This is a genomic window from Nocardioides aestuarii, from assembly GCF_039527245.1.
GTDB classification, from domain to species: Bacteria; Actinomycetota; Actinomycetes; order Propionibacteriales; family Nocardioidaceae; genus Nocardioides; species Nocardioides aestuarii.
Window position 1 is genome coordinate 1,192,552 of sequence record NZ_BAAAJT010000002.1, and the last position, 20,675, is coordinate 1,213,226.

Sequence of the window (20,675 nt, forward strand, 5' to 3'; positions counted from 1 at the left end):
AGGCCGTGGGCGAGGGTGCGCCGGTTCGGACGGGTCAGGCGGATGCCCGGGCCTGCGCGATCGCGTAGAGGGTCACCGAGGCGGCGACACCGGCGTTGAGCGACTCGAGGTCGTTGGCCATCGGGATCGAGACCAGCTGGTCGCAGCTCTCGGCGACCAGCCGGGAGAGCCCGTCGCCCTCGGCGCCGACGACGACCACCAGCGGCCCGTCGGCGAGCCCACCGGGGGCGACCAGCGCGGGCAGCGAGACGTCGCCGTCGGCGGCCAGGCCCACGACCATGCAGCCCGCGTCCTGGTAGGCCTTGAGCTGGCGGGTCAGGTTGACCGTCTGGGCGACGGGGATCCGGGCCGCCGCACCGGCGCTGGTCTTCCACGCCGAGGCGGTCATGCCGGCGGCGCGCCGCTCGGGGATGACGACGCCGTGGGCGCCGAAGCCCGACGCGCTGCGGACGACGGCGCCGAGGTTGCGCGGGTCGGTGACCGAGTCGAGCATGACGATCAGCGGCGGCTCGCCCGCCTCGCGCGCCCGCTCCAGCAGGTCGTCGGGGTGGGCGTAGTCGTAGGACGGGAGCCGGGCGGCGAGGCCCTGGTGGACGGCGCCGTCGGTGTGGCGGTCGAGCTCGTTCTTGGTGACCTCGAGCAGGCTGATGCCCTTCTCGGCGGCGAGGCGGAAGACCTCGCGCAGCCGGCCGTCACGCTCGGTGCCCTCGGCGACGTAGACCCCGGAGACCGGGATGCCCGCGCGCAGCACCTCGACGACCGAGTTGCGCCCCGCGACCCACTCGGCGTCGCTCGACGTACGCCGCTTCGGGCGTCGCTGCTGCTGCTTCTCGGCCGCCTGCCTCGCCTTGTAGACCTTGTGGTTGGGACGGTCCTTCGCCTTCGGCGTCGGCCCCTTGCCCTCGAGACCGCGCTTGACGCGCCCTCCCGAGCCCGCGGTGGGCTTCTTCGAGCTCTTGCGGATCGAGCCCTTGCGCTGGCTGTTACCTGCCACTGGTCACACGCTCCACTTCGGGCCGTCGGGGGTGTCCTCGATCTCGACGCCGGCGGCCTTGAGCCGGTCACGGATCGCGTCGGCGCGCGCCCAGTCCTTGTCGGCGCGCGCGGTGGTCCGCTCCTCGAGCAGGCCCTGCACGAGCACGTCGACGACGCCGGTCAGCTTCTCGTCACCGCCGGAGGTCGCGAAGTCCGCCGGGTTCAGCCCGAGCACGTCGAGCATCGCGAGGACCGCGGCGGCGATCGCGTCGGCGGGCTCGCCCGCGGCCAGCACCCGGTTCCCCTCGCGCACCTGCTCGTGCAGCACGGCCAGGGCCGCGGGCGTCCCGAGGTCGTCGTCCATCGCCGCGGCGAACGCGTCGGGGACCTCACCGGCCACCGTCGCCCCGACCCGGTCGAGGAACGACTCGACCCGCCGGAAGGCGCCGGCCGCCTCCTCGAGCGCCTCGAAGGAGAACTCGACGGTGGAGCGGTAGTGGGCGCTGACCATGTAGTAGCGCAGCTCGACGCCGCGGACCCGCTCGAGCACGTTCGGCACCAGCAGCGAGTTGCCGAGCGACTTGCTCATCTTCTCGCCGGCGGTGGTGATCCACGCGTTGTGGAGCCAGTAGGCCGCGAACCCGTCACCGGCCGCACGCGACTGGGCCTGCTCGTTCTCGTGGTGGGGGAAGCGCAGGTCGACGCCGCCGCCGTGGATGTCGAAGGCGGGGCCGAGGTACTTCCGGGCCATCGCCGAGCACTCGATGTGCCAGCCGGGACGACCGCGGCCGTAGGCCGAGGGCCAGGAGGCGGTGGCGGGCTCGGTCTCCTTCGCGCCCTTCCAGAGCGCGAAGTCGCGCGGGTCGCGCTTGCCCCGGGGGTCGGCGTCGCCGGCGGGCTCCATGTCGTCGAGCGCCTGGCGGGTCAGCTCGCCGTACGACGGCCACGACCGGACGTCGAAGTAGACGTCGCCCGAGCCGTCCTCCGCGGCGTAGGCGTGGCCCTTCTCGACGAGCACGTCGATCAGCTCGAGGATCTCGGGGACGTGGCCGGTCGCACCGGGCTCGTAGGTCGGCCGGCGGACGTTGATCGAGGCGAGCACGTCGTCGAGCTCGTGGTGCATCCGCTGCGCGAGCTCGTACCAGTGGAGGCCCTGCTCCTCGGCCTTGCGCAGGATCTTGTCGTCGATGTCGGTGACGTTGCGGATGAAGTCGACCTCGAGCCCGCGGTGCTCCAGCCACCGGCGCAGGACGTCGAAGTTGACCGCCGAGCGGACGTGGCCGACGTGGGGCTCCGACTGCACGGTGAGGCCGCAGACGTAGATGCTCGCGTGTCCGTCCCGGAGCGGGACGAAGTCGCGGACGTCGCGGGTCGCCGTGTCGTGGAGTCGGAGGGTCACCCGCCGATTCTAGGGAAACCGGGGTCACTCCCCGGCATCGACGGATCATGTGACTCGTGGGACAGGAGTGACGAAGCGACGTACCCTCGACCGCATGCTTCCCCGGCTGCTGCTCGCCCTCGCCCTCGCGCTCCCGCTGACCGCGGTCGCGCCCGCCGAGGCCGCCCCGGCCGCGAACCCCCGGAAGGTCCGCTACGACGAGTGGCGTCAGGCCGGGCTCAAGGACGGCGCCTTCCACGGCACCCGGATGCGCCAGGGCCGGCTCCGGATCGGCAAGCCCGCCGGCACCCGCACGATGGGCGGCACCACCTACGACCTCGGGCGGTGGGCGTCGCCGTGGACCGAGCCGGGCTTCGCCCTCACCGAGCTGATCGCCTCGTGGACCGCCCGGACGCCCGGCAACAGCCTGGTCGAGGTGCAGGTCCGCGGCCGCAACGCCGCCGGCCGCACCTCCAGCTGGGACACGCTCGCCCGCTGGGCCGCCGGCGACTCCCACGTCCGGCGGACGTCGGTGGGCGGGCAGGGCGACGACCTCGCCGACGTCAACGTCGACACCTGGCAGGTGCCCGGCGGTGCGGTCGCGTGGCAGCTGCGGGTCACCCTCCTGCGGGCCGGTGACGCCCAGCCGAACGTCCGCGCCGTCGGCGCGATGGCCTCGCGGCTCCCCGACGTCGACGGCGTGACCACCTCGGCCCCGGGCGTCGCCTCGGGCGAGGACAACGTCGTGCTCGAGGTCCCGAGGTACTCCCAGATGGTCCACTCCGGCCACTACCCCCAGTGGGGCAACGGCGGTCAGGCGTGGTGCTCCCCGACGTCGACCTCGATGGTGCTCGGCCGCTACGGCGCGCTGCCGAAGCGACGTGCCTATGCGTGGGTCGGGGACGGCCACCCGCAGCCGTGGGTCGACCACGCCGCGCGCTCGGTCTACGACTACCGCTACGACGGCGCCGGCAACTGGCCGTTCAACACGGCGTACGCCGCCTCGCTGACCGGCGGCCCGTCGTTCGTGACCCGGCTGCGCAGCCTGCGCGAGGCGGAGCGGCTGGTCGCCGCGGGCATCCCCGTCGTCGCGTCGGTGTCGTTCTCGCCGGGCGAGCTCGACGGCGCGCCGATCTCCAGCACCGCCGGTCACCTGCTCGTGATCCGCGGCTTCACGCGCAGCGGCGACGTCGTCGTCAACGACCCCGCCGCCCAGACCACCAGCGGCGTGCGGCGTACCTATGACCGCGGCCAGTTCGAGGACGTCTGGCTGCCGACGTCCGGCGGCCTGGTCTACGTCATCACCGACGCCGACCACCCGCTGCCGAGGAGCCCCTCCGGCAACTGGTGATCAGGCCCGGTGATCAGGCCTCGCGCGCGGTGACCTCGACCTCGTGCCAGCCGGTGGCGCCGTCGGGGAGGACGCTGCGCTCGGTGCCGGTCTGCACCTCGCCGTCCTTGCTGGTCGCCCGGACCCGGAGGACGTGGTCGCCGGGGGCGAGGTCGACGGTGCCGGCCCACTGGACCCAGGTGTCGTCGGTGGGCGGCGCGGCGATCTCGACCGACTGCCAGGCGCCGCCATCGACGGAGACCTCGACGCCGGCGATCCCGACGTGCTGCTGCCACGCGACGCCGCCGACCCGGACCTGGCCGGCCTCGACGTCGCTGCCGCCGCGCGGCACGTCGATCCGCGAGGCGAGCCGGACCGGCGCCTGCTCGGACCAGCCCTTGGTCGTCCAGTAGGCGTCGAAGTCGTCGAACGTGGTCACCTCGATGTCGACCAGCCACTTCGTGGCCGAGACGAAGCCGTAGAGCCCCGGCACGATCGTGCGGACCGGGAACCCGTGCTCGACCGGCAGCGGCCGGCCGTTCATCGCCAGCGCCAGCATCGCGTCGCGCCCGTCGGTGACCGCCGAGATCGGCGTGCCGCACGTCCAGCCGTCGTCGGAGGTCTGCAGCAGCGCGTCGGCGCCGGGCCGGACGCCTGCCTCCTCCAGCAGGTCGGCGAGCCGTACGCCGCTCCACCAGGCGTTGCCGATCAGGTCGCCGCCGACGACGTTGGAGACGCAGTTGAGCGTGATCCAGGCCTCCGAGCGCTTGCGGTCGAGCAGGTCCTGGTAGGTCAGGGTGACGGGGCGGTCGACCATGCCGTGGATGCGGAGCGACCACTCCTCCGGCTCGATCGTCGGCAGCGCGATGGCGGTGTGGATGAGGTAGAAGTCCTCCTCCGAGGTCTGCCACGACGAGACGCCCGCCAGGCCGACCCGGGCCCTCCCGGGCACCTTGGGCTCGGTGACCCGCGGGATCCGCAGCAGGCTGCGGCTCTCCTCGACCCGACGCCGGCTGCGCCCCCAGAACCGGCCCAGCACGCCGAGCCCGGCGGAGACCAGCACGACCGACCCGACCCCGAAGAGGAAGCCGCGGCGGCCGGCGGCGGCGTCGATCGGCGGGCCCTGGCCGAAGCCGGGCTGCGGGTCCTCCAGCGCGCGGAGCCGGGTGGCGAGGATGCTCAGCACCCCCAACCAGGTGACCAGGCCGGCCGCGATCGGCAGGTAGGACATCGCGGAGGGCTGGTCCTGGATCGCGACGGCGGCGACGCCGACGGCGGCGAGCCCGCCGAAGACCAGCGACGCGGCCCACCAGCGACGTCTGGCCAGCAGGCCTGCCCACGCGAAGGCGACGGCGAGCAGGACGAGGATGCCGCCGACGAGCAGCGGCTTGTCCGCAGCGCCGAGCGAGTCGATCGCCCGCTCGACCGCTGCGCCCGGCGCCAGCCGGATCACCAGCTCCGCGACCGCGACCACGGGCGAGTCACGCACCGCCATCACGGCGGCGACCGCATAGCTGGTCGCCAGCCCGGCCGCTCCGGCGACCAGTCCGGCGAGCATCCACGCGCCCCGGTTCGTCCTCATGGGTGAGATTGTCCCTCAGGCATGATCACCTCGTGCACTCCACCGGTCCAGCCCCTGCCTTCCGTGTCGGCGTCGGCACCGACGTCCACCGCCTCGTCGACGGCGTCCCGATGCACCTCGCCGGGCTCGCGTGGCCCGACGAGCCGCAGGGGCTCGAGGGCCACTCCGACGCCGACGTCGCCGCCCACGCCGCCTGCGACGCCCTGCTGTCGGCGGCCGGCCTCGGCGACCTGGGCAGCAACTACGGGACGTCGGAGCCGCAGTGGGCGGGCGCTGCGGGCGTCGTGCTCCTCGAGGAGACCGTACGCCGGGTGCGGGCCGCGGGTTGGGGCGTCGGCAACGTCGCGGTCCAGGTCATCGGCAACCGGCCCCGGCTCGGTCCGCGCCGGGAGGAGGCCGAGCAGGCCCTCTCCGCCGCCGTCGGTGCGCCCGTCTCGGTCTCGGCCACCACCACCGACGGCCTCGGCCTGACCGGCCGCGGCGAGGGCGTCGCCGCCATCGCCACCGCCCTGCTGGTCGCCGACTGACGCGGCGCGCTCAGAGGTGGCGGCGGGGGCCGACGGTCACCATCCCGCCGCGGACCCGGACCTCGTAGACGGCGACAGCGACGCCGGCGTCGTCGAGGCAGCGGCCGGTGCGGAGGTCGAAGGCGTGGCCGTGGCGCGGCGAGGCCACGAAGGGGACGTCCCCGCGGCGGCCGACGATGCCGCGCGCCAGGCTCGTGGTGTGGGAGTAGGGGTCGTGGTTGGAGAGCGCGTGGACGCGTCCGTCCGGCGTGCGGAACAGTGCGATCGCCTGCCCGTGGACCAGCGCGGTCGCCCCCCGCTCGACCTCGAGGTCCTCCACGCGGCACACCGGCAGGAAGTCCTGGTCGGTGGCGCTCACCTGCGTGAACCTAGGAATCAGGTGTTTCAGCGACCATCGGGCCGTGTTTCGCGTGTGTGACAAGCCCGGACGCACGAGGCCCCCGCAGCCTGGTGGCGGCGGGGGCCTCGCGGACGGTTCAGCGGGTGATCAGGAAGCCAGGACCTCGTCGAGCATGGCCTCGGCCTTGTCCTCGTTGGTCTTCTCGGCGAGCGCGAGCTCGGAGACCAGGATCTGGCGCGCCTTGGCCAGCATCCGCTTCTCGCCGGCCGACAGGCCGCGGTCACGCTCGCGGCGCCACAGGTCGCGCACGACCTCGGCGACCTTCATGACGTCGCCGCTGTGGAGCTTCTCGAGGTTCGCCTTGTAGCGGCGCGACCAGTTGGTCGGCTCCTCGACGTGGGCGGCACGAAGGACGTCGAACACACGGTCGAGGCCCTCCTTGTCGACGACGTCTCGGACCCCGACGAGATCGAGGTTGCAGGCCGGGACCCGGACCACCAGGTCCTGCTGGGCGACGATCCTCAGAACGAGGTACTGACGGTCCTCTCCCTTGATCTTCCGCATCTCGATGTCCTCGATGACTGCGGCCCCGTGATTTGGATAGACAACCGTTTCGCCGACGGTGAAAGTCATATGTGAAGTACCCCTTTCCAGATGTCGATCATATCACGCTCCGGAGAGTGCCTCCGATGCGTTTGCGCAGGTCAGGGCCGATATCCGGGCTTGACAGAACTGCAGATCGTGTGGTGGCGCGCGCGATTTCCTGCGGTTGCGGGCCGTTGGCGGCGCCGTGGTCGATACTGCGGGGCATGTCCTCGACGAGCCCCGTGGCGGACCGCGCGAGCCTGCCGTCCCTGCTCCTCGCGGCCGCCCATCCCCGCGTCGGCATGGCCACCGCCGCCGGCCTCGCGCTCGCCGCGACCCTGAGCGGGCGCCCGGCCCGCGAGGTCGGCATGGTGCTGCTGACCGCCCTGGTCGGCCAGTGCGTGCTCGGCTGGGCCAACGACCTCGTCGACCGTCGTCGCGACACCGCCGAGGGCCGGGCCGACAAGCCGGTCGCGCAGGACCTCCTCGCAGCCGGCGACCTCGGCTTCGCCCTGACCTGCGGGCTGCTGCTCGTCGTACCCCTCGCCATGTCCCACGGCCTGTGGGCGGGCGCCTCCTACCTCGCGGCGCTCGCGATCGCGCTGCTCGGCCTGGTCGTGCTGCGCCACGGCTGGCTCTCCTGGCTGCCGTGGGCTGCGTCCTGGGCCCTCTACCCGGCGTTCCTCGCCTACGGCGGCTGGGCCGGCGACGGCGCCGAGACGCCCCCGGAGATCTCGGTCACCGTCCTCGCCGCCGTGCTCGGCGTCCTCGTCCACGTCCTGACGTCGCTGCCCGGACTGGTCGCCGACCACGAGGCGGGCCGCCGCCACCTGCCGCTGCGGATCGCCCTCCGGGTCGGCGCGCCGCGCCTGCTCTGGATCACCGGCGTGCTCACCGCGCTCACCCTCGGCGCGCTGCTCCTCGCCGGGTCGCAGGTCGGCCTGCGGCAGTGACGCGAGGCGCGGAGCCTCAGCCGCCGTGAGGAGCCGGCGCGGACGACCGATAGCATGCGGGCATGCACCTGCGACGCCCCGCCGCCGTACGTCTCGCGCTCGGCGCGGTCCTGCTGACCGCCCCCCTCACCTCGTGCGGCTTCGACCTCGCGACCAACCGGGTCAACACGGTCGCCAACGGCGCGACCCAGCGCGACGCGACGCTCGACGTCCTCAACGCGATCATCGTCTCCGCCGAGGACGGTTCCGGCGTCTTCGTGGCGACGCTGTCGAACAACGACCCCGCCGAGCCGACGACGCTCGAGTCGCTCTCGGTCGACGACCCGGAGGAGGGCGAGGTCGGCGACTTCTCGCCGATCGAGGTCGCGCCCGGGTCCTACGTCAACCTCGCGGCCGAGGACGTCACGGACGTCGCCGTCGAGGGTGAGGGCGTCGCGGCCGGCAACGTGATCCCCATGACCGTCGAGATCTCGGGGGGCCAGGTCGTGCGGGTGGACGTGCTGGTCGTCCCGAACTGCGGTGACTACGCGGGGCTGGACGGCGTCGGCGGGGACTGCGAGGAGGCCGAGCCGGTGGGAGAGCACTGATGACACACACGCTGGTCCTGCTCCGCCACGGCGAGAGCGAGTGGAACGCCAAGAACCTGTTCACCGGGTGGGTCGACGTCGACCTGACCGAGAAGGGTCGCGGCGAGGCCGTCGCGGGCGGCCAGCAGCTCGTCGACGCCGGGATCCTGCCCGACGTCGTGCACACCTCGCTGCAGCGGCGGGCGATCACCACCGCCCACCTCGCCCTCGACGCGGCCGACCGCCACTGGATCCCGGTGCGCCGGTCCTGGCGCCTCAACGAGCGCCACTACGGCGCGCTGCAGGGCAAGGACAAGAAGCAGACCCTCGAGCAGTACGGCGAGGAGCAGTTCATGACCTGGCGGCGCTCCTTCGACGTGCCGCCCCCGCCGCTCGACGACTCCGACGACTACTCGCAGGCGGGCGACCCTCGCTACGCCGACCTCGGCGACGAGCTCCCGCGGACCGAGTGCCTCAAGGACGTCATCGCCCGGATGCTCCCCCACTGGGAGTCCGGCGTGGTCCCGGACCTGCAGGCCGGCCACACCGTCCTCGTCGCGGCCCACGGCAACAGCCTGCGGGCGATCGTGAAGCACCTCGACGGCATCAGCGACGACGACATCGCCGGCCTCAACATCCCCACCGGCATGCCGCTGGTCTACGAGCTCGACGACGAGATGCGTCCGACCGTCACCGGCGGCCGCTACCTCGACCCCGAGGCGGCCGCCGAGGCCGCCGCCGCCGTCGCCAACCAGGGCCGCTGACGCCGTCGTCGCGGTAGTCCGGTTGATTTGTGCTGCGATCCGGGCGGATCGCGACACATATCAACCGGACTACCGCGTCATCCCCTCCTGAGCACCGCCGGGAGCCGGGCGGCGCCGGGCGCGTCGTCGGAGGCGGCGAGGACGTCGCCGGGGTTGTAGATCGAGCACCGCTGGAGCGAGAGGCAGCCGCAGCCGATGCAACCGTCGAGACCGTCGCGCAGCCGCTCCAGGGCGGCGATCTGCTCGTCGAGGCGGGCACGCCAGTGACGTGAGATCCGGGTCCAGTCGGCCTTGGTCGGCGTGCGGTTGTCGGGCAGCCGTCCGAGCTCGTCGCGGATCTCGCCGAGCGTCAGCCCCACGTTGGAGGCCGCCCGGATGAACGCGAGCCGGCGCAGGGTGCTGCGCTCGAAGAGGCGTCGACCACCGGCGGACCGCTGGGCGTGGATCAGCCCCTCGGCCTCGTAGAAGCGCAGCGCCGAGGCGGCGAAGCCGCTGCGGCGCGACACGTCCCCCACCGACATCAGGTCGTGGCTGTCCATCCGTCTTCCCCTTGAACTCAAGTTCACTTGAACTTCAATACTGGTCGACATGACACAGGAGATCAAGAGGAACGCCCTCGTCACCGGGGGTTCGGAGGGGCTCGGGCTCGCACTGGTGCGGCTGCTCGTGACCGAGGGCTGGCAGGTCGTGACCGACGCGAGGACGGCCCCACGGCTGCGCGAGGCCGTCGGCGACCTGCCCGGGGTGACCACGATCCCCGGCGACGTCGCCGACGCGACCCACCGCGCCGACCTGGTCGCCACGGTCGACCGCCTCGGCGGCCTCGACCTGCTCGTGCTCAACGCGAGCACGCTCGGGCCACTGCCGATGCGCCCGCTGCGCGAGCTCACGGCCGTCGAGCTCGGTGACACGATCCGCGGCACCGCCGACGCCAACGCCGCGCTGATGATCGAGCTCGCCCACCAGCTCCTGCGCCGCCACGGCGCCGTGGTCGGCATCAGCTCCGACGCCGCGGTCGAGCACTACGAGACCTGGGGACCGTACGGCGCCGCGAAGGCCGCGCTCGACCACCTCGTCCAGACCTTCGGGGCCGAGACCGGGCTGGCGGCCTACGCGGTGGACCCCGGCGACATGCGGACCCGGATGCACCAGGACGCCTTCCCGGGGGAGGACATCACCGACCGACCGCTGCCCGAGACCGTCGCACCCCGGTTGCTGGCCCTCGTCGAGCAGCGACCCCCGTCGGGGCGCTACCGGGCCGTCGAGGTGGTGCCGGCATGAGCCTCCTCGCCGAGCGCCCGACCACGACCTTCACCGCGCCGCCCGACGCGTTCGCCCCGGCCCCGGCCGAGGCCCGCGGCCTCGCCCGGGACGCCGTGCGGCTGCTCGTCGCGGGACCGGACGGCGTCGAGCACGCCCGGTTCCGGGACCTGCCGGCCCACCTCCGCGCCGGCGACCTGCTGGTCGTCAACAACTCCGCGACCGTCGCGGGCCAGCTCGACGCCCACCTGCGCGGGGCCGGCGCCGGTCGTCCGGTCGTCCTCCACGTGGGCACCCTGCTGCCCGGGGGTGATCGCGTCGTCGAGCTGCGCACGGCACCCGATGCCGCCCGCGCGGTGCTGGACGCCGAGCGCGGCCAGCGGGTGCGGGTCGGACGCGGGGCCGAGGTCGAGCTGCTGGCGGCGTACCCGCGCGACGGGTCGTCGCCCACCGGCCACGGCAACCGGCTGTGGCGGGCGGGCGTGACCGGGGACCTCGACGCCGCGCTGCGACGACACGGACGGCCGATCAGCTATGGCTACCTCGACCGCAGCTACGGCCTCGACGACTACCAGTCGGTGTTCTCGACCGTGCCGGGCAGCGCGGAGATGCCGTCGGCCGGACGGCCGTTCACGCCCGGGCTCGTGACCCGGCTGGTCGCCGGCGGCGTGGCCGTCGCGCCGATCACGCTCCACACCGGCTTCTCCTCCCAGGAGGCGGGCGAGGCGCCGCAGCCCGAGTGGTACGACGTGCCCGACGCGACCGCGCGAGCCGTCGCGTCGACCCGCGCGGCGGGAGGCCGGGTGGTCGCGGTCGGCACGACGGTCACCCGGGCCCTGGAGTCAGCCGTCGACCCGACCGGCGCCGTACGTCCGTCGTCGGGCTGGACCGAGCGGGTCGTCACCCCCGCCGAACCGCCCGCCGTGGTCGACGGCCTGGTCACCGGCTGGCACGACCCTGGCGCCTCCCACCTGCTGCTGGTGGAGGCCGTCGCGGGACCGGCCGTCACCCAGGCGGCCTACGACGCCGCCTCGACCTCGGGCTACCTCTGGCACGAGTTCGGCGACGCGGGACTGCTGATGCGGGGGTGACGGAATCCCCGGCTGACCGGGGAATCTGGCACTTGTCAGGGGTTGCTTCCCCTGACAAGTGCAGGAATCCCCGGACGGCCGGGGATTCCTGCAGCTGCAGCTACCTCAGGCGTCGACCGGCTGCTGACCGGTCACGACGAAGACGATCCGGTTGGCGACGGAGACGGCGTGGTCGGCGATGCGCTCGTAGTAGCGGCCGAGGAGGGCGAGGTCGACGGCGGCCTCGACGCCGTGGGCCCACTCGTCGGCGAGCAGCTCGCGGAAGCTCTGGCGGCGCAGCCGGTCCATCACCTCGTCGTCACGGCCGAGGGCGATCGCGGCCTCGACGTCCTTGCTGGTGATGATCTGGGCGACGCGGGACACCATGTCCTGGGCGACCTCGGCCATCTGGGACATCGTGGGCCGGACCTCGTCGGGCACGGCGACCTCGGGCACGCGCAGCCGGGCGATCTTCGCGACGTGGACCGAGAGGTCACCCATGCGCTCGAGCTCGCTCACCATCCGCAGCGCGGAGACGACGACCCGGAGGTCGCCGGCGACGGGCGCCTGGAGCGAGAGCAGCATGAAGCAGTCGTCCTCGACCTTCTCGCGCGCGGTGTCGATGGTCGCGTCGGAGGTGATCACCCGCTCCGCGATCTCGGCGTCGCCGGTCAGCAGCGCCGTCGACGCGTCGCGGACCGCGGTCTCGACCTGGCGGCAGATGCCGGCCAGGTCGTCGAAGATGGAGTCGAGCTGGTCATGGAAAGCCTCACGCATGGACCCCACCCTAAGTGGGCGAGGTGACGGGACGGGGTCGATGCATGAACGAGCGGTGAACACTGGGCGGCATGACGTCCGGGAGCGGAATCCCCGGTGAATGGCGCCGTACCCTGTGAGTCGTGGATCCGACGACCCAGGCGCTCCTGGCGGCGGTGCTGGGCGCTGCCGTCGCGGGCTCGGCCGTGCTCGCGTGGGCGGTCAGCGACCGGATCCAGCAGAAGACGCCCCCCGCTCCCGAGTCGCCGGTCCCGCCCGGGATCGCGACCGTGCTCTCGGTCCTGCGCAGCAGCGCCGTGGTCGTCGGCGACGACGACGCGGTCCTCAAGGCCAGCGCCCCGGCCTACGCCTTCGGGCTCGTACGTGACGGCGCGCTGGTCTCCGACGAGCTCGCCGACCTGGTCCGTCAGGTACGCCGCGACGGCACGATCCGCGAGACCGAGCTGCTGCTCGGCCGGCCGGGTCTCTCGCCGCGCCACGTCACCGCACGGGTCGCTCCGCTCGGCAGCCGGCTCGTGCTCGCGCTCGTCGAGGACCGCACCCGGGAGCGGCAGGTCGAGGCCGTGCGCCGCGACTTCGTCGCCAACGTCAGCCACGAGCTCAAGACACCCGTCGGCGCCATCCGGCTGCTCGCCGAGGCGGTGGCCGACGCCGCCGACGACCCCGAGGCCGTCCACCGCTTCAGCGGCCGGATGCTGACCGAGTCCGACCGGCTCAGCCGGCTGGTCCAGCAGATCATCGAGCTCTCCCGTCTCCAGGCCAACGAGCCGATCGAGGGTCCCGCACCGGTGTCGGTCGACGACGTCGTCAAGACCGCCGTCGACACCAGCGCGATCGACGCCGACTCCCGCCACATCTCCGTCGTCTCCGGCGGCACCGAGGGCCTGGAGGTCTACGGCAGCACCGAGCAGGTGACGGCTGCCGTCGCCAACCTGGTCGCCAACGCCATCGCCTACTCGGGCGACGGCTCGACGGTCCTGGTGACCACGAAGGCGCTGCCCGAGACCGTCGAGATCTCGGTGGTCGACCAGGGCATCGGCATCCCGGAGTCGGAGGTCGAGCGGATCTTCGAGCGGTTCTACCGGGTCGACCCCGCCCGCCACCGCTCGACCGGCGGGACCGGGCTCGGCCTCTCGATCGTCAAGCACGTCGCCGCCACCCACGGCGGTGACATCAGGGTGTGGTCCGTCGAGGGGCAGGGATCCACCTTCACCCTCACGTTGCCCCGCAGGAAGCAGGAGAACGAGCAGTGACCCGCGTACTGGTGGTGGAGGACGAGGAGAGCTACAGCGACGCCCTCGCCTACATGCTGCGCAAGGAGGGCTACGAGGTGTCGATCGCCGCGACCGGCCCCGACGCGCTGACCGACTTCGACCGCAACGGCGCCGACATCGTGCTGCTCGACCTGATGCTGCCGGGGCTGCCCGGCACCGAGGTCTGCCGCCAGATCCGGGCGACCTCCAACGTCCCGGTGATCATGGTGTCGGCCAAGGACGACGAGGTCGACAAGGTCGTCGGGCTCGAGCTCGGCGCCGACGACTACGTCACCAAGCCCTACTCCCCGCGCGAGCTGGTCGCCCGGATCCGCGCGGTGCTGCGCCGCGGTGCCGGCGAGGGCGACGTCGACGAGGGCGCGCTCGAGGCCGGGCCGGTCCGGATGGACGTGGAGCGCCACGTCGTGACCGTCAACGGCACCGAGCAGCGGCTCCCGCTCAAGGAGTTCGAGCTCCTCGAGATGTTCCTCCGCAACCCCGGCCGGGTCCTCACGCGCGGTCAGCTGATCGACCGGGTCTGGGGCTCGGACTACGTCGGCGACACCAAGACCCTCGACGTCCACGTGAAGCGGCTGCGGGCGAAGCTGGAGCCCAACCCGTCGGAGCCGGCCTACCTCGTCACGGTGCGCGGGCTGGGCTACAAGCTGGATCTCTGAGGTCCGACTGCGCGGCGCCGTACGCCTCGCCTAGGATTGTCCTGTCCGGCGTGGGCCCGGACCGAGAAGCACGTCATCAACGGGGGATGTCACGTGGGAGACCGCCTGAGCGTCGACACCGAGGTGCTCCAGGAAGCCGGCGAGAGCCTGCGCCTGGTGGCCACGGAGTTCGAGCACGCCGACGACAACAGCGACCGCGCATCGGAGGCCGTCGGCAACGACGACCTCGCCGACCGGGTGCGCGACTTCGCGCACAACTGGAACGACCGGCGCGGGGAGATGCTCGGCAACATCGCCGCCCTCGCGACCGCCGCGAGCGAGAGCGGCCGCGCCTTCGCCGAGCTCGACCGCGACCTCGCCCGACTCATCCGCGGGGAGGAGGTGTGAGCGGCCGCCCGTCCGACTGGTACGCAGTCGAGCTGCACACCGACCCGACACCCGGCGACGCCGACGCGACCATCGCGGCCGGTCGCCACTACCGCGAGGTCGCCGACGCGATCCAGACCGCCGCCCGCCGGCTGCGCGAGATCGCCGCCGCTCCCGACATGGAGAGCGAGGCCGTCGAGGTCTTCGTCGGCAAGGCCGAGGAGGTCGCGCGCGACATCGAGCGCGCCCACGAGCGCTACCAGGGCGTCGGCGACGCCCTCTACACCTACGGCTTCGCGCTCGGTCGCGCCCAGGACGACGCCGACGACGCCCTCCGGCGCGGCATCCGCGCCCGCGAGGACACCCACGACGCCCGCCAGCGCCTCGACTCGGCCCGCCAGCGGCTCCAGCAGGCCCAGGACGACGACGCGGCCGCGCCGCCCGAGGCGCCGCCGGCCGACCTCAGCGGCTACTACGTCATCGTCACGCGGACCGAGGGCGACGTCGCCGAGGCCGAGGGTGCGTGGCAGCGCGCGATCGGCGACGCCCAGCAGGCCCGGGAGGACGCCGAGCGGGCCGCTCGGACGGCGCGTGAGGCGATCGAGGACGTCAAGGACTCCGGCGACCTCAACGACTCGAAGTGGGACAACATCGCGGGTGTGCTGAAGAAGATCGCCGACTTCGCAGGCATGATCGCCGCCGTCTGCGGCATCCTGGCGCTCGCCGTGGGCTGGATCCCGGTGATCGGGCAGGCGCTGGCCGCCGTCCTCGGCACCGTCGCGCTCATCGCCGGCCTGGTGTCGCTCGTGTGCAACGTCGCGCTCCTGATCGGCGGCAAGGGCTCGCTCAAGAGCGTGATCCTCGACCTCGTCGGAGTGCTGTCCTTCGGCATCGGTCGCGCGGTGATCGCCGGCGCCCGCGGCGCCGCCCGGGGCGCCCAGGGCCTGGCGCGGCTCAACGCGGGCCGGCTCGCGGCGACTTCCCCGGCCTCGCGCATCGCCGCCGGCCTGCCCGGCGGCTCCTCGGCGTCCGCGATCCGCTCGATGCTCGGGGGCAACTCGGCGATCTCGAACCTGTCGCGCGCCCAGGCCCGCTCGATGGCCCAGGCGGGCCGCAACGTCCCGATGTTCAGCGGCACCGCGCCGTTCACCAGTGCGCTGGCCGACGTCAGGGCCTTTCCCTCCAACCTGGCGACCGTCTTCAACCGGGCCAACCTCAGCGCCGCGTGGTCGCAGACCCCTGCCGCGTTCAACGCGATCCGCAACAGCGCGTCGATGACCGAGGCGCTGGCGCGGTTCACGGGCAACGCCGACGCCCTGGCGCACGTCAACTTCTCCAGCGGCATCGATGCGGCGGTACGCAACGGCGACCTCTTCACGCGCGCGACGGCGCTCACCGGGGTCGGCTTCGGGGCGACGGGGGTCAGCTTCGGCCTCGACTCCTACCAGTTCGCGACCAGCGACCTGTGGGACCAGTGGTTCAACAGCCCGGCCGACCAGCTCGACCTGCCCGGTGACGGGGCCCTCGCCCGGTGAGCCCGCTGACCCGGAAGACCCGCGACCAGCTCATCGCGGCGTGGGACGTCGGCGCGCCGCCTGACTGGGCGTCCCTGCCCCTGGCATCGGTCGACGGACCCGAGGGCCAGGCCGTTCTCGCCGCGCTGCGCGACGTCGCCGAGGACCTCGCCGACGGCGAGGAGGCGCAGGCGCGGCTGACCGCCTTCCTCGTCGCCGTCCAGCCGAGGCTGCTGGAGGACCAGCTGCTCCTGCTCGGGGTCTGGGTCCCCGACCGGGAGGCCGGCGATCCTCTCGCGGTGATGAAGGCCGAGCTGCTCACCGACGCCGACCGCGACGGCTTCGAGTCCCTCGTCCACGCCGCCGACCCACCGGAGGGCCAGGAGCGGCTCCACCTCGAGACGCTCCGGGTCGACCTGCCGGCCGGGCCGGCAGTCCTCGTCGACCACCAGGGCGTCGTCGACGGCACCATCGAGCAGTATCTCCAGTTCGTGGTCTTCCCCGACGGGACGACCGACGCGATCTCGCTGGCCTTCACCACGACCTCGCTCCACCTCCTCGAGGAGTTCGCCGTCGCCACCCGCGACATCGCCGAGTCCCTCACCGTCGAGCTGGGTCCGGGGGGCGGCCGGTGAGGCTGCGCTTCGTCCTGCCGCCCGGCTGGGTCGGCTTCCCGCTCCACGACGCCCCCGCCTGCGAGCGGGAGGTCCAGCGCGCCGTACGGGCGCTCCCCCTCGACGACGGCCAGGGCGCCAGGATGCGCCGCGAGCTGCGCGACGACCTGCTCGCCCAGTGCGACCGCGCACGGGACAGCGGTGCGACCTACCTCGCGATCGCCGGGCCCCGCAGCGCTCCCCTGAGCGGCTCGCTCGTCGTCACCCCGACCCGCCACCGGGTCGCGGAGGACTCGCCGGCCTGGGACGAGGTCGTCGGGGTCGACGCCGACCGCTTCACCCTCCCGGTGGGCCGGGTGGCCCGCACCGTACGCACGCGCCAACCGGCCGTCGGGGAGCGGTCGGACGACCTGGCCTCCCTCGCCGTCGACTACTGGGTGATCGTCGACGGGGACCGGTTGGTCCACGTCGCGTGCTCCACCCCGCTGGTCGAGCACGACGAGGCCATGACGCAGCTCTTCGACGCCGTCATGGGCTCGGCCGTGGTCGCTGAGCAGGACCCGGCCGATGAGCACGCCTGACTCCGCGACCGGGCCGGGCGACGCCGGCTGGGGCTTCATCCTCCTGAGCGCGGCAGCCCTGCTGCTGGTGACGCTCTCGGCCTACACCTGGGTGTTCGGGGTCGGTGTCTGGCTCGTCGCCCTGTGGCTCGACGTGGCCCTCACGGCCGTCGCGGCAACGCTGATCTGGGTGCGGGGCGGGTTCGGCTGCCTCGAGCAGCTCGTGCCCTTCGTCGCGACGATCGCGGTCACCGCCTGCACGTTCGCCCGGCCCGATGTCGTCGGACCGTGGATCCCCGCTGCCCAGGCCATCGCCGTCGCCGCCGTGGTCGTCGGGACCCGGGTGCGCTCGGGTCGCCGGGAGACTGGCCGGAACTGACGCCTCGCTGTCCGAAAACCGCTCGATCGGCGTCATCGGCGTCCGTACGCTTGACGTGTGACGACCCGCCCCTGGCTGCCCCTCGCCGCCGTCGCCTGCACGCTGGTGTTCTGGGCCAGTGCGTTCGTGGCGATCCGCCACCTCGGTGACGACTTCTCCCCCGGCGCGCTGTCCCTCGGCCGGCTGCTGGTCGGGGCGGCCTGCCTCGCCGTGGTGGCGCTGGCCAGCGGGCTGCCGCGCCCGACGGCGGCCGAGTGGCGCTCGATCGTGGTGATCGGGCTGCTCTGGTTCGCCGTCTACAACGTGGCCCTCAACGAGGGCGAGCAGCGCGTCGACGCCGGCACGGCCTCGATGCTGATCCAGGTCTCCCCGGTGCTCATCGCGCTGCTGGCGACGATCTTCCTCGGCGAGCGGTTCACCGCCTACCTCGGTCTCGGCCTCGCGCTCGCCTTCGGCGGCGTCGCGCTCATCGCGCTGTCGACGTCGCCCGACGGCGAACGCGATCCGCTGGGCGTCGTCCTCGTCCTGGTCTCGGCCGTCGTCTACGCCGTCAGCGCCGTGCTGCAGAAGCCGCTGATGGCGACCCTGCGCTCGGTGCACGTCGTCTGGCTGGCCTGCACGATCGGGGCGATCGCGTGCCTGCCCTTCGCCGGCCAGCTGTGGTCGCAGGCGGCGACCGCGCCCGCCTCCTCGCTGTGGTGGCTGGTCTACCTCGGGGTCTTCCCGACCGCCCTCGCCTTCACCACCTACGGCTTCGCGCTCAAGCACATGAGTGCCTCCAGCCTCGGGGTCACCACCTACCTGGTGCCGCCGATCACGATCGTGCTGGGCCTGGTGTTCCTCGACGAGGCGCCGCCGGCCATCGCCTACGTCGGCGGCGCGCTCGCGCTGGTCGGCGTGGCCGTCGCCCGACGCAAGCCGCGCGGCCGGGTGCGCGAGTCGGTGCCCGCCTGAACGACGCAGGTGTCAGGCTGGACCCGTGACCGTCGTCGCGTCCGTGCTCGTCGCCCTCGTGGCCGTGCTCCACCTGGGCTTCCTCGTGCTCGAGATGTTCCTCTGGACGGCGCCCGTCGGCCGCCGCACCTTCGGCCTCGACGCCGACTTCGCCGAGCGCAGCAAGGCGCTGGCCGCCAACCAGGGCCTCTACAACGGCTTCCTCGCCGCGGGGCTGGGCTGGGGGCTGGTCGCCGACCGGACCGACGTGCAGGTCTTCTTCCTGGCCTGTGTCGTCGTCGCCGGGGGCTACGGCGCCGCGACGGTCAGCTCGCGGATCCTGCTCGTCCAGGCACTGCCCGCCGCGCTCGCCCTGGCCGCGGTCGCGCTCGCCTAGGCCTGGTCGGCAGCGGCCCGCGCGGCGTCGGCCTCGAGCCAGCTCCGGAACGCGTCGAGGTTGCGCGTCGACTCGCCCCGCGACGTACGCCACTCCCACTCCTTGCGGATCGAGGAGGCGAAGCCGAGCTCGAGGATCGTGTTGAACGACTCGTCGGCGTAGGTCAGGACCGAGCCGAGCAGCCGGTCGAGCTCCTCGGGGGTGACCGCGGCGAGCGGGAGCCGGGCGTCGAGGTAGATGTCGCCGAGCGGATCGATGCCGAAGGCGACGGCATACATCCGCAGGTTGCGCTGGAGCAGCCAGCGGTAGACACCCTCGGCGTTCTCGTCCGGACGGCGACAGACGAAGGCGTGGACGCCGAGCGCGTGGGGTCCGACGTCGAGCCGGACCGGGACCTGGAGCTTGCGCTCCCCCGGCATCGTGACGCTGAAGACGCCGGGCTGGAGCTCCTCGTGCTCCACCTCGGCGTCGGCGAGATAGGTGCGCAGCACCTCGGCCGCGCGATGGTCTCCGTCGCTCACACGAGCACCTCCATCCGTTCCCACGCCCGACGGTAGACGGCGAGGGTGTGGTCGGCGGTGTGCTCCCACGAGAACGCGCGGGCCTGCTCGACCGCGCCGGCGGCCAGCCGGTCGCGCAGGCCCTCCTCGGAGACGACCCGCTCGAGGGTCGAGGCCCAGTCGCGGGGGTCGTGGCTGTCGACGAGCAGCCCGGAGCGCTCGTCGCGGACGACCGTGGTGAGTCCGCCGACCGCCGCGGCGACGACGGGGGTGCCGGAGGCCTGCGCCTCGACCGCGACGAGGCCGAAGGACTCGTTGTAGGACGGGACGGCGACCAGGTCGGCCGCCGAGCACCAACGGCTCAGCTCGGACTGGGCGACCGGGGGCACGAACCGGACCACGTCGTCGAGGTCGAGCTCGGCGGCGAGGTCGGCGAGCGCCGTGGGGTGCTCGAGGCCGGAGCCCGACGGGCCGCCGACGACGGGGACGACGAGGCGGGAGCGCAGGTCGGGTCGCCGGTCGAGCAGCACCGACACGGCGCGGAGCAGCACGTCGGGCGCCTTGAGCGGCTGGATCCGGCCGGCGAAGAGCAGGACGGCCGCGTCGGCGGGCAGGCCCAGCTCGCGGCGTACGTCGGCGCGGTCGTGGGGCCGGAAGACGTCGAGGTCGACGCCGGGGTGGACCACGTCGACGCGGCCGGGGTCGGCGTCGTAGAGCTCGATCAGCTGCTTGGCCTCGAGGTCGGTGTTGGCGATCAGCGCGTCCGCGGCCTCGACGACCTGCTCCTCACCGATGATCCGCCCCTCGGGCTCGGGGGTGTCGCCCTCGGCGAGCGCGCTGTTCTTGACCTTGGCCATGGTGTGCATCGAGTGGACCAGGGGGACGCCCCAGCGGTCGCGGGCGAGCGCGCCGACCTGGCCGGAGAGCCAGTAGTGGCTGTGGACCGCGTCGTAGTGGCCGACCGGGTGCTGGGCCTCGGCGCGCAGCACCTCGCGGGCGAAGACGCACAGCTGTCCGGGCAGCTCGTTCTTGCCGAGGCCCTCGAACGGACCGGCCGTGATGTGGCGGACGAGGACGCCGTCGGCGGCAAGCACCTCCGGCTCCTGCGCGGAGGTGGTCGCGCGGGTGAAGACGTCGACCTCGACGCCCCGCGTGGCGAGCCGCTTCGCGAGCTCGACCACGTAGACGTTCATGCCGCCGGCGTCGCCGGTGCCGGGCTGGTCGAGCGGGGAGGTGTGGAGGCTGACCATCGCCACCCTGCGCAGGTTGCGTCCCTCGCCCACGTCATCGCCTCTTCTCGTCGTTCGACAATCCGTCCACGGCCACCCGGGAGAACCACGGGGGGCGCCGGATCATTCCGGACTAGGCTCGAGGA

25 protein-coding genes are annotated in these 20,675 nt (G+C 73.1%); 16 read left to right on the forward strand and 9 right to left on the reverse strand.

What is annotated here, in order from left to right; all coding sequences use genetic code 11:
• Positions 1 to 34: 34 nt before the first annotated feature.
• Both rlmB and cysS read right to left on the reverse strand, forming a co-directional pair.
• Positions 35 to 994 (reverse strand): 23S rRNA (guanosine(2251)-2'-O)-methyltransferase RlmB, encoded by a 960-nt coding sequence (gene rlmB / locus ABD091_RS06180; RefSeq protein ID WP_343916461.1) that lies wholly within the window; start codon positions 992 to 994, stop codon positions 35 to 37.
• Positions 995 to 997: 3 nt separating this feature from the next.
• Positions 998 to 2,374 carry a cysteine--tRNA ligase gene (cysS, locus tag ABD091_RS06185; RefSeq protein ID WP_343916463.1) on the reverse strand — a complete coding sequence of 459 codons (1,377 nt, stop codon included), beginning with the start codon at positions 2,372 to 2,374 and terminating at the stop codon, positions 998 to 1,000.
• Between the two features lie 94 nt (positions 2,375 to 2,468).
• Between cysS and ABD091_RS06190 the strand changes: the two genes are divergently transcribed.
• On the forward strand, positions 2,469 to 3,704 hold the full coding sequence (locus ABD091_RS06190; protein ID WP_343916465.1) for a C39 family peptidase: 1,236 nt from the start codon (positions 2,469 to 2,471) through the stop codon (positions 3,702 to 3,704).
• A 13-nt stretch (positions 3,705 to 3,717) separates the two neighbouring features.
• Here the strand turns inward: ABD091_RS06190 and ABD091_RS06195 are convergent, their stop codons facing one another.
• The gene (locus ABD091_RS06195) at positions 3,718 to 5,265 is read right to left on the reverse strand and encodes a molybdopterin-dependent oxidoreductase (RefSeq protein WP_343916467.1); all 1,548 of its coding nucleotides are present in this window, start codon (positions 5,263 to 5,265) and stop codon (positions 3,718 to 3,720) included.
• A 32-nt stretch (positions 5,266 to 5,297) separates the two neighbouring features.
• Here ABD091_RS06195 and ispF point away from each other — a divergent pair, with 32 nt between their 5' ends.
• Positions 5,298 to 5,792 (forward strand): 2-C-methyl-D-erythritol 2,4-cyclodiphosphate synthase, encoded by a 495-nt coding sequence (gene ispF, locus ABD091_RS06200; protein ID WP_343916469.1) that lies wholly within the window; start codon positions 5,298 to 5,300, stop codon positions 5,790 to 5,792.
• A 10-nt stretch (positions 5,793 to 5,802) separates the two neighbouring features.
• Here the strand turns inward: ispF and nirD are convergent, their stop codons facing one another.
• On the reverse strand, positions 5,803 to 6,150 hold the full coding sequence (nirD, locus tag ABD091_RS06205) for a nitrite reductase small subunit NirD (protein ID WP_343916471.1): 348 nt from the start codon (positions 6,148 to 6,150) through the stop codon (positions 5,803 to 5,805).
• Positions 6,151 to 6,279: 129 nt separating this feature from the next.
• Positions 6,280 to 6,765, reverse strand: coding sequence for a CarD family transcriptional regulator (locus tag ABD091_RS06210; protein ID WP_107771803.1), 486 nt, complete (start codon positions 6,763 to 6,765; stop codon positions 6,280 to 6,282).
• A 176-nt stretch (positions 6,766 to 6,941) separates the two neighbouring features.
• Here ABD091_RS06210 and ABD091_RS06215 point away from each other — a divergent pair, with 176 nt between their 5' ends.
• From ABD091_RS06215 to ABD091_RS06225, 3 genes are all read left to right on the forward strand, one after another.
• Entirely contained in the window at positions 6,942 to 7,670 is a 729-nt protein-coding gene (locus ABD091_RS06215; protein WP_343916475.1) for a UbiA prenyltransferase family protein, read from the forward strand.
• A gap of 62 nt (positions 7,671 to 7,732) precedes the next feature.
• On the forward strand, positions 7,733 to 8,257 hold the full coding sequence (locus ABD091_RS06220; protein ID WP_343916477.1) for a hypothetical protein: 525 nt from the start codon (positions 7,733 to 7,735) through the stop codon (positions 8,255 to 8,257).
• Complete coding sequence (locus tag ABD091_RS06225) at positions 8,257 to 9,000, forward strand: phosphoglyceromutase (protein ID WP_343916479.1); 744 nt, start codon at positions 8,257 to 8,259, stop codon at positions 8,998 to 9,000. Before ABD091_RS06220 ends, ABD091_RS06225 begins: the two co-directional genes overlap by 1 nt.
• 77 nt (positions 9,001 to 9,077) lie before the next feature.
• Here ABD091_RS06225 and soxR read toward each other — a convergent pair whose 3' ends face one another.
• Positions 9,078 to 9,539: a redox-sensitive transcriptional activator SoxR gene (gene soxR / locus ABD091_RS06230; RefSeq protein ID WP_343916481.1), complete on the reverse strand. Its 462-nt coding sequence runs from the start codon at positions 9,537 to 9,539 to the stop codon at positions 9,078 to 9,080.
• A 49-nt stretch (positions 9,540 to 9,588) separates the two neighbouring features.
• On the opposite strand from soxR, the gene ABD091_RS06235 reads away from it, so the two are divergent.
• Complete coding sequence (locus ABD091_RS06235; protein WP_343916483.1) at positions 9,589 to 10,281, forward strand: SDR family NAD(P)-dependent oxidoreductase; 693 nt, start codon at positions 9,589 to 9,591, stop codon at positions 10,279 to 10,281.
• Positions 10,278 to 11,351: an S-adenosylmethionine:tRNA ribosyltransferase-isomerase gene (locus tag ABD091_RS06240; RefSeq protein WP_343916485.1), complete on the forward strand. Its 1,074-nt coding sequence runs from the start codon at positions 10,278 to 10,280 to the stop codon at positions 11,349 to 11,351. Before ABD091_RS06235 ends, ABD091_RS06240 begins: the two co-directional genes overlap by 4 nt.
• A 105-nt stretch (positions 11,352 to 11,456) precedes the next feature.
• Here ABD091_RS06240 and phoU read toward each other — a convergent pair whose 3' ends face one another.
• Positions 11,457 to 12,107 carry a phosphate signaling complex protein PhoU gene (gene phoU / locus ABD091_RS06245; protein WP_343916487.1) on the reverse strand — a complete coding sequence of 217 codons (651 nt, stop codon included), beginning with the start codon at positions 12,105 to 12,107 and terminating at the stop codon, positions 11,457 to 11,459.
• A gap of 122 nt (positions 12,108 to 12,229) precedes the next feature.
• Between phoU and ABD091_RS06250 the strand changes: the two genes are divergently transcribed.
• From ABD091_RS06250 to ABD091_RS06290, 9 genes are all read left to right on the forward strand, one after another.
• On the forward strand, positions 12,230 to 13,360 hold the full coding sequence (locus tag ABD091_RS06250) for a sensor histidine kinase (protein WP_343916489.1): 1,131 nt from the start codon (positions 12,230 to 12,232) through the stop codon (positions 13,358 to 13,360).
• Positions 13,357 to 14,037, forward strand: coding sequence for a response regulator transcription factor (locus ABD091_RS06255; RefSeq protein WP_343916491.1), 681 nt, complete (start codon positions 13,357 to 13,359; stop codon positions 14,035 to 14,037). Before ABD091_RS06250 ends, ABD091_RS06255 begins: the two co-directional genes overlap by 4 nt.
• A 93-nt stretch (positions 14,038 to 14,130) precedes the next feature.
• Positions 14,131 to 14,424 (forward strand): hypothetical protein, encoded by a 294-nt coding sequence (locus ABD091_RS06260; RefSeq protein WP_343916493.1) that lies wholly within the window; start codon positions 14,131 to 14,133, stop codon positions 14,422 to 14,424.
• Positions 14,421 to 15,938, forward strand: coding sequence for an AAA family ATPase (locus ABD091_RS06265; protein ID WP_343916495.1), 1,518 nt, complete (start codon positions 14,421 to 14,423; stop codon positions 15,936 to 15,938). The genes ABD091_RS06260 and ABD091_RS06265 overlap by 4 nt, the downstream gene beginning before the upstream one ends.
• Positions 15,935 to 16,552: a hypothetical protein gene (locus tag ABD091_RS06270; protein WP_343916497.1), complete on the forward strand. Its 618-nt coding sequence runs from the start codon at positions 15,935 to 15,937 to the stop codon at positions 16,550 to 16,552. Before ABD091_RS06265 ends, ABD091_RS06270 begins: the two co-directional genes overlap by 4 nt.
• A complete protein-coding gene (locus ABD091_RS06275; protein ID WP_343916499.1) occupies positions 16,549 to 17,112 on the forward strand; it encodes a hypothetical protein in 564 nt (187 codons plus the stop codon). The genes ABD091_RS06270 and ABD091_RS06275 overlap by 4 nt, the downstream gene beginning before the upstream one ends.
• Positions 17,099 to 17,470 carry a hypothetical protein gene (locus tag ABD091_RS06280; RefSeq protein WP_343916503.1) on the forward strand — a complete coding sequence of 124 codons (372 nt, stop codon included), beginning with the start codon at positions 17,099 to 17,101 and terminating at the stop codon, positions 17,468 to 17,470. The genes ABD091_RS06275 and ABD091_RS06280 overlap by 14 nt, the downstream gene beginning before the upstream one ends.
• Before the next feature lie 57 nt (positions 17,471 to 17,527).
• Complete coding sequence (locus ABD091_RS06285) at positions 17,528 to 18,424, forward strand: DMT family transporter (protein WP_343916505.1); 897 nt, start codon at positions 17,528 to 17,530, stop codon at positions 18,422 to 18,424.
• Between the two features lie 25 nt (positions 18,425 to 18,449).
• Complete coding sequence (locus tag ABD091_RS06290; RefSeq protein WP_343916507.1) at positions 18,450 to 18,800, forward strand: DUF1304 domain-containing protein; 351 nt, start codon at positions 18,450 to 18,452, stop codon at positions 18,798 to 18,800.
• On the opposite strand, the gene ABD091_RS06295 is transcribed toward ABD091_RS06290, so the two are convergent.
• Positions 18,797 to 19,321 (reverse strand): type III secretion system chaperone family protein, encoded by a 525-nt coding sequence (locus tag ABD091_RS06295; protein ID WP_343916509.1) that lies wholly within the window; start codon positions 19,319 to 19,321, stop codon positions 18,797 to 18,799. The genes ABD091_RS06290 and ABD091_RS06295 overlap by 4 nt on opposite strands.
• The gene (gene mshA, locus ABD091_RS06300) at positions 19,318 to 20,583 is read right to left on the reverse strand and encodes a D-inositol-3-phosphate glycosyltransferase (protein WP_425571486.1); all 1,266 of its coding nucleotides are present in this window, start codon (positions 20,581 to 20,583) and stop codon (positions 19,318 to 19,320) included. Before mshA ends, ABD091_RS06295 begins: the two co-directional genes overlap by 4 nt.
• Positions 20,584 to 20,675: the final 92 nt, after the last annotated feature.

Excerpts from the sequence above, each read along its gene's own strand:
- ABD091_RS06210 (WP_107771803.1), bottom strand. The coding sequence starts at position 6,765 with ATGACTTTCACCGTCGGCGAAACGGTTGTCTATCCAAATCACGGGGCC.
- ABD091_RS06195 (WP_343916467.1), bottom strand. The coding sequence starts at position 5,265 with ATGAGGACGAACCGGGGCGCGTGGATGCTCGCCGGACTGGTCGCCGGA.
- phoU (WP_343916487.1), bottom strand. The coding sequence starts at position 12,107 with ATGCGTGAGGCTTTCCATGACCAGCTCGACTCCATCTTCGACGACCTG.
- ABD091_RS06225 (WP_343916479.1), top strand. The coding sequence starts at position 8,257 with ATGACACACACGCTGGTCCTGCTCCGCCACGGCGAGAGCGAGTGGAAC.
- soxR (WP_343916481.1), bottom strand. The coding sequence starts at position 9,539 with ATGGACAGCCACGACCTGATGTCGGTGGGGGACGTGTCGCGCCGCAGC.
- ABD091_RS06215 (WP_343916475.1), top strand. The coding sequence starts at position 6,942 with ATGTCCTCGACGAGCCCCGTGGCGGACCGCGCGAGCCTGCCGTCCCTG.
- ABD091_RS06235 (WP_343916483.1), top strand. The coding sequence starts at position 9,589 with ATGACACAGGAGATCAAGAGGAACGCCCTCGTCACCGGGGGTTCGGAG.
- ABD091_RS06220 (WP_343916477.1), top strand. The coding sequence starts at position 7,733 with ATGCACCTGCGACGCCCCGCCGCCGTACGTCTCGCGCTCGGCGCGGTC.
- ABD091_RS06280 (WP_343916503.1), top strand. The coding sequence starts at position 17,099 with ATGAGCACGCCTGACTCCGCGACCGGGCCGGGCGACGCCGGCTGGGGC.
- ABD091_RS06190 (WP_343916465.1), top strand. The coding sequence starts at position 2,469 with ATGCTTCCCCGGCTGCTGCTCGCCCTCGCCCTCGCGCTCCCGCTGACC.
- ABD091_RS06240 (WP_343916485.1), top strand. The coding sequence starts at position 10,278 with ATGAGCCTCCTCGCCGAGCGCCCGACCACGACCTTCACCGCGCCGCCC.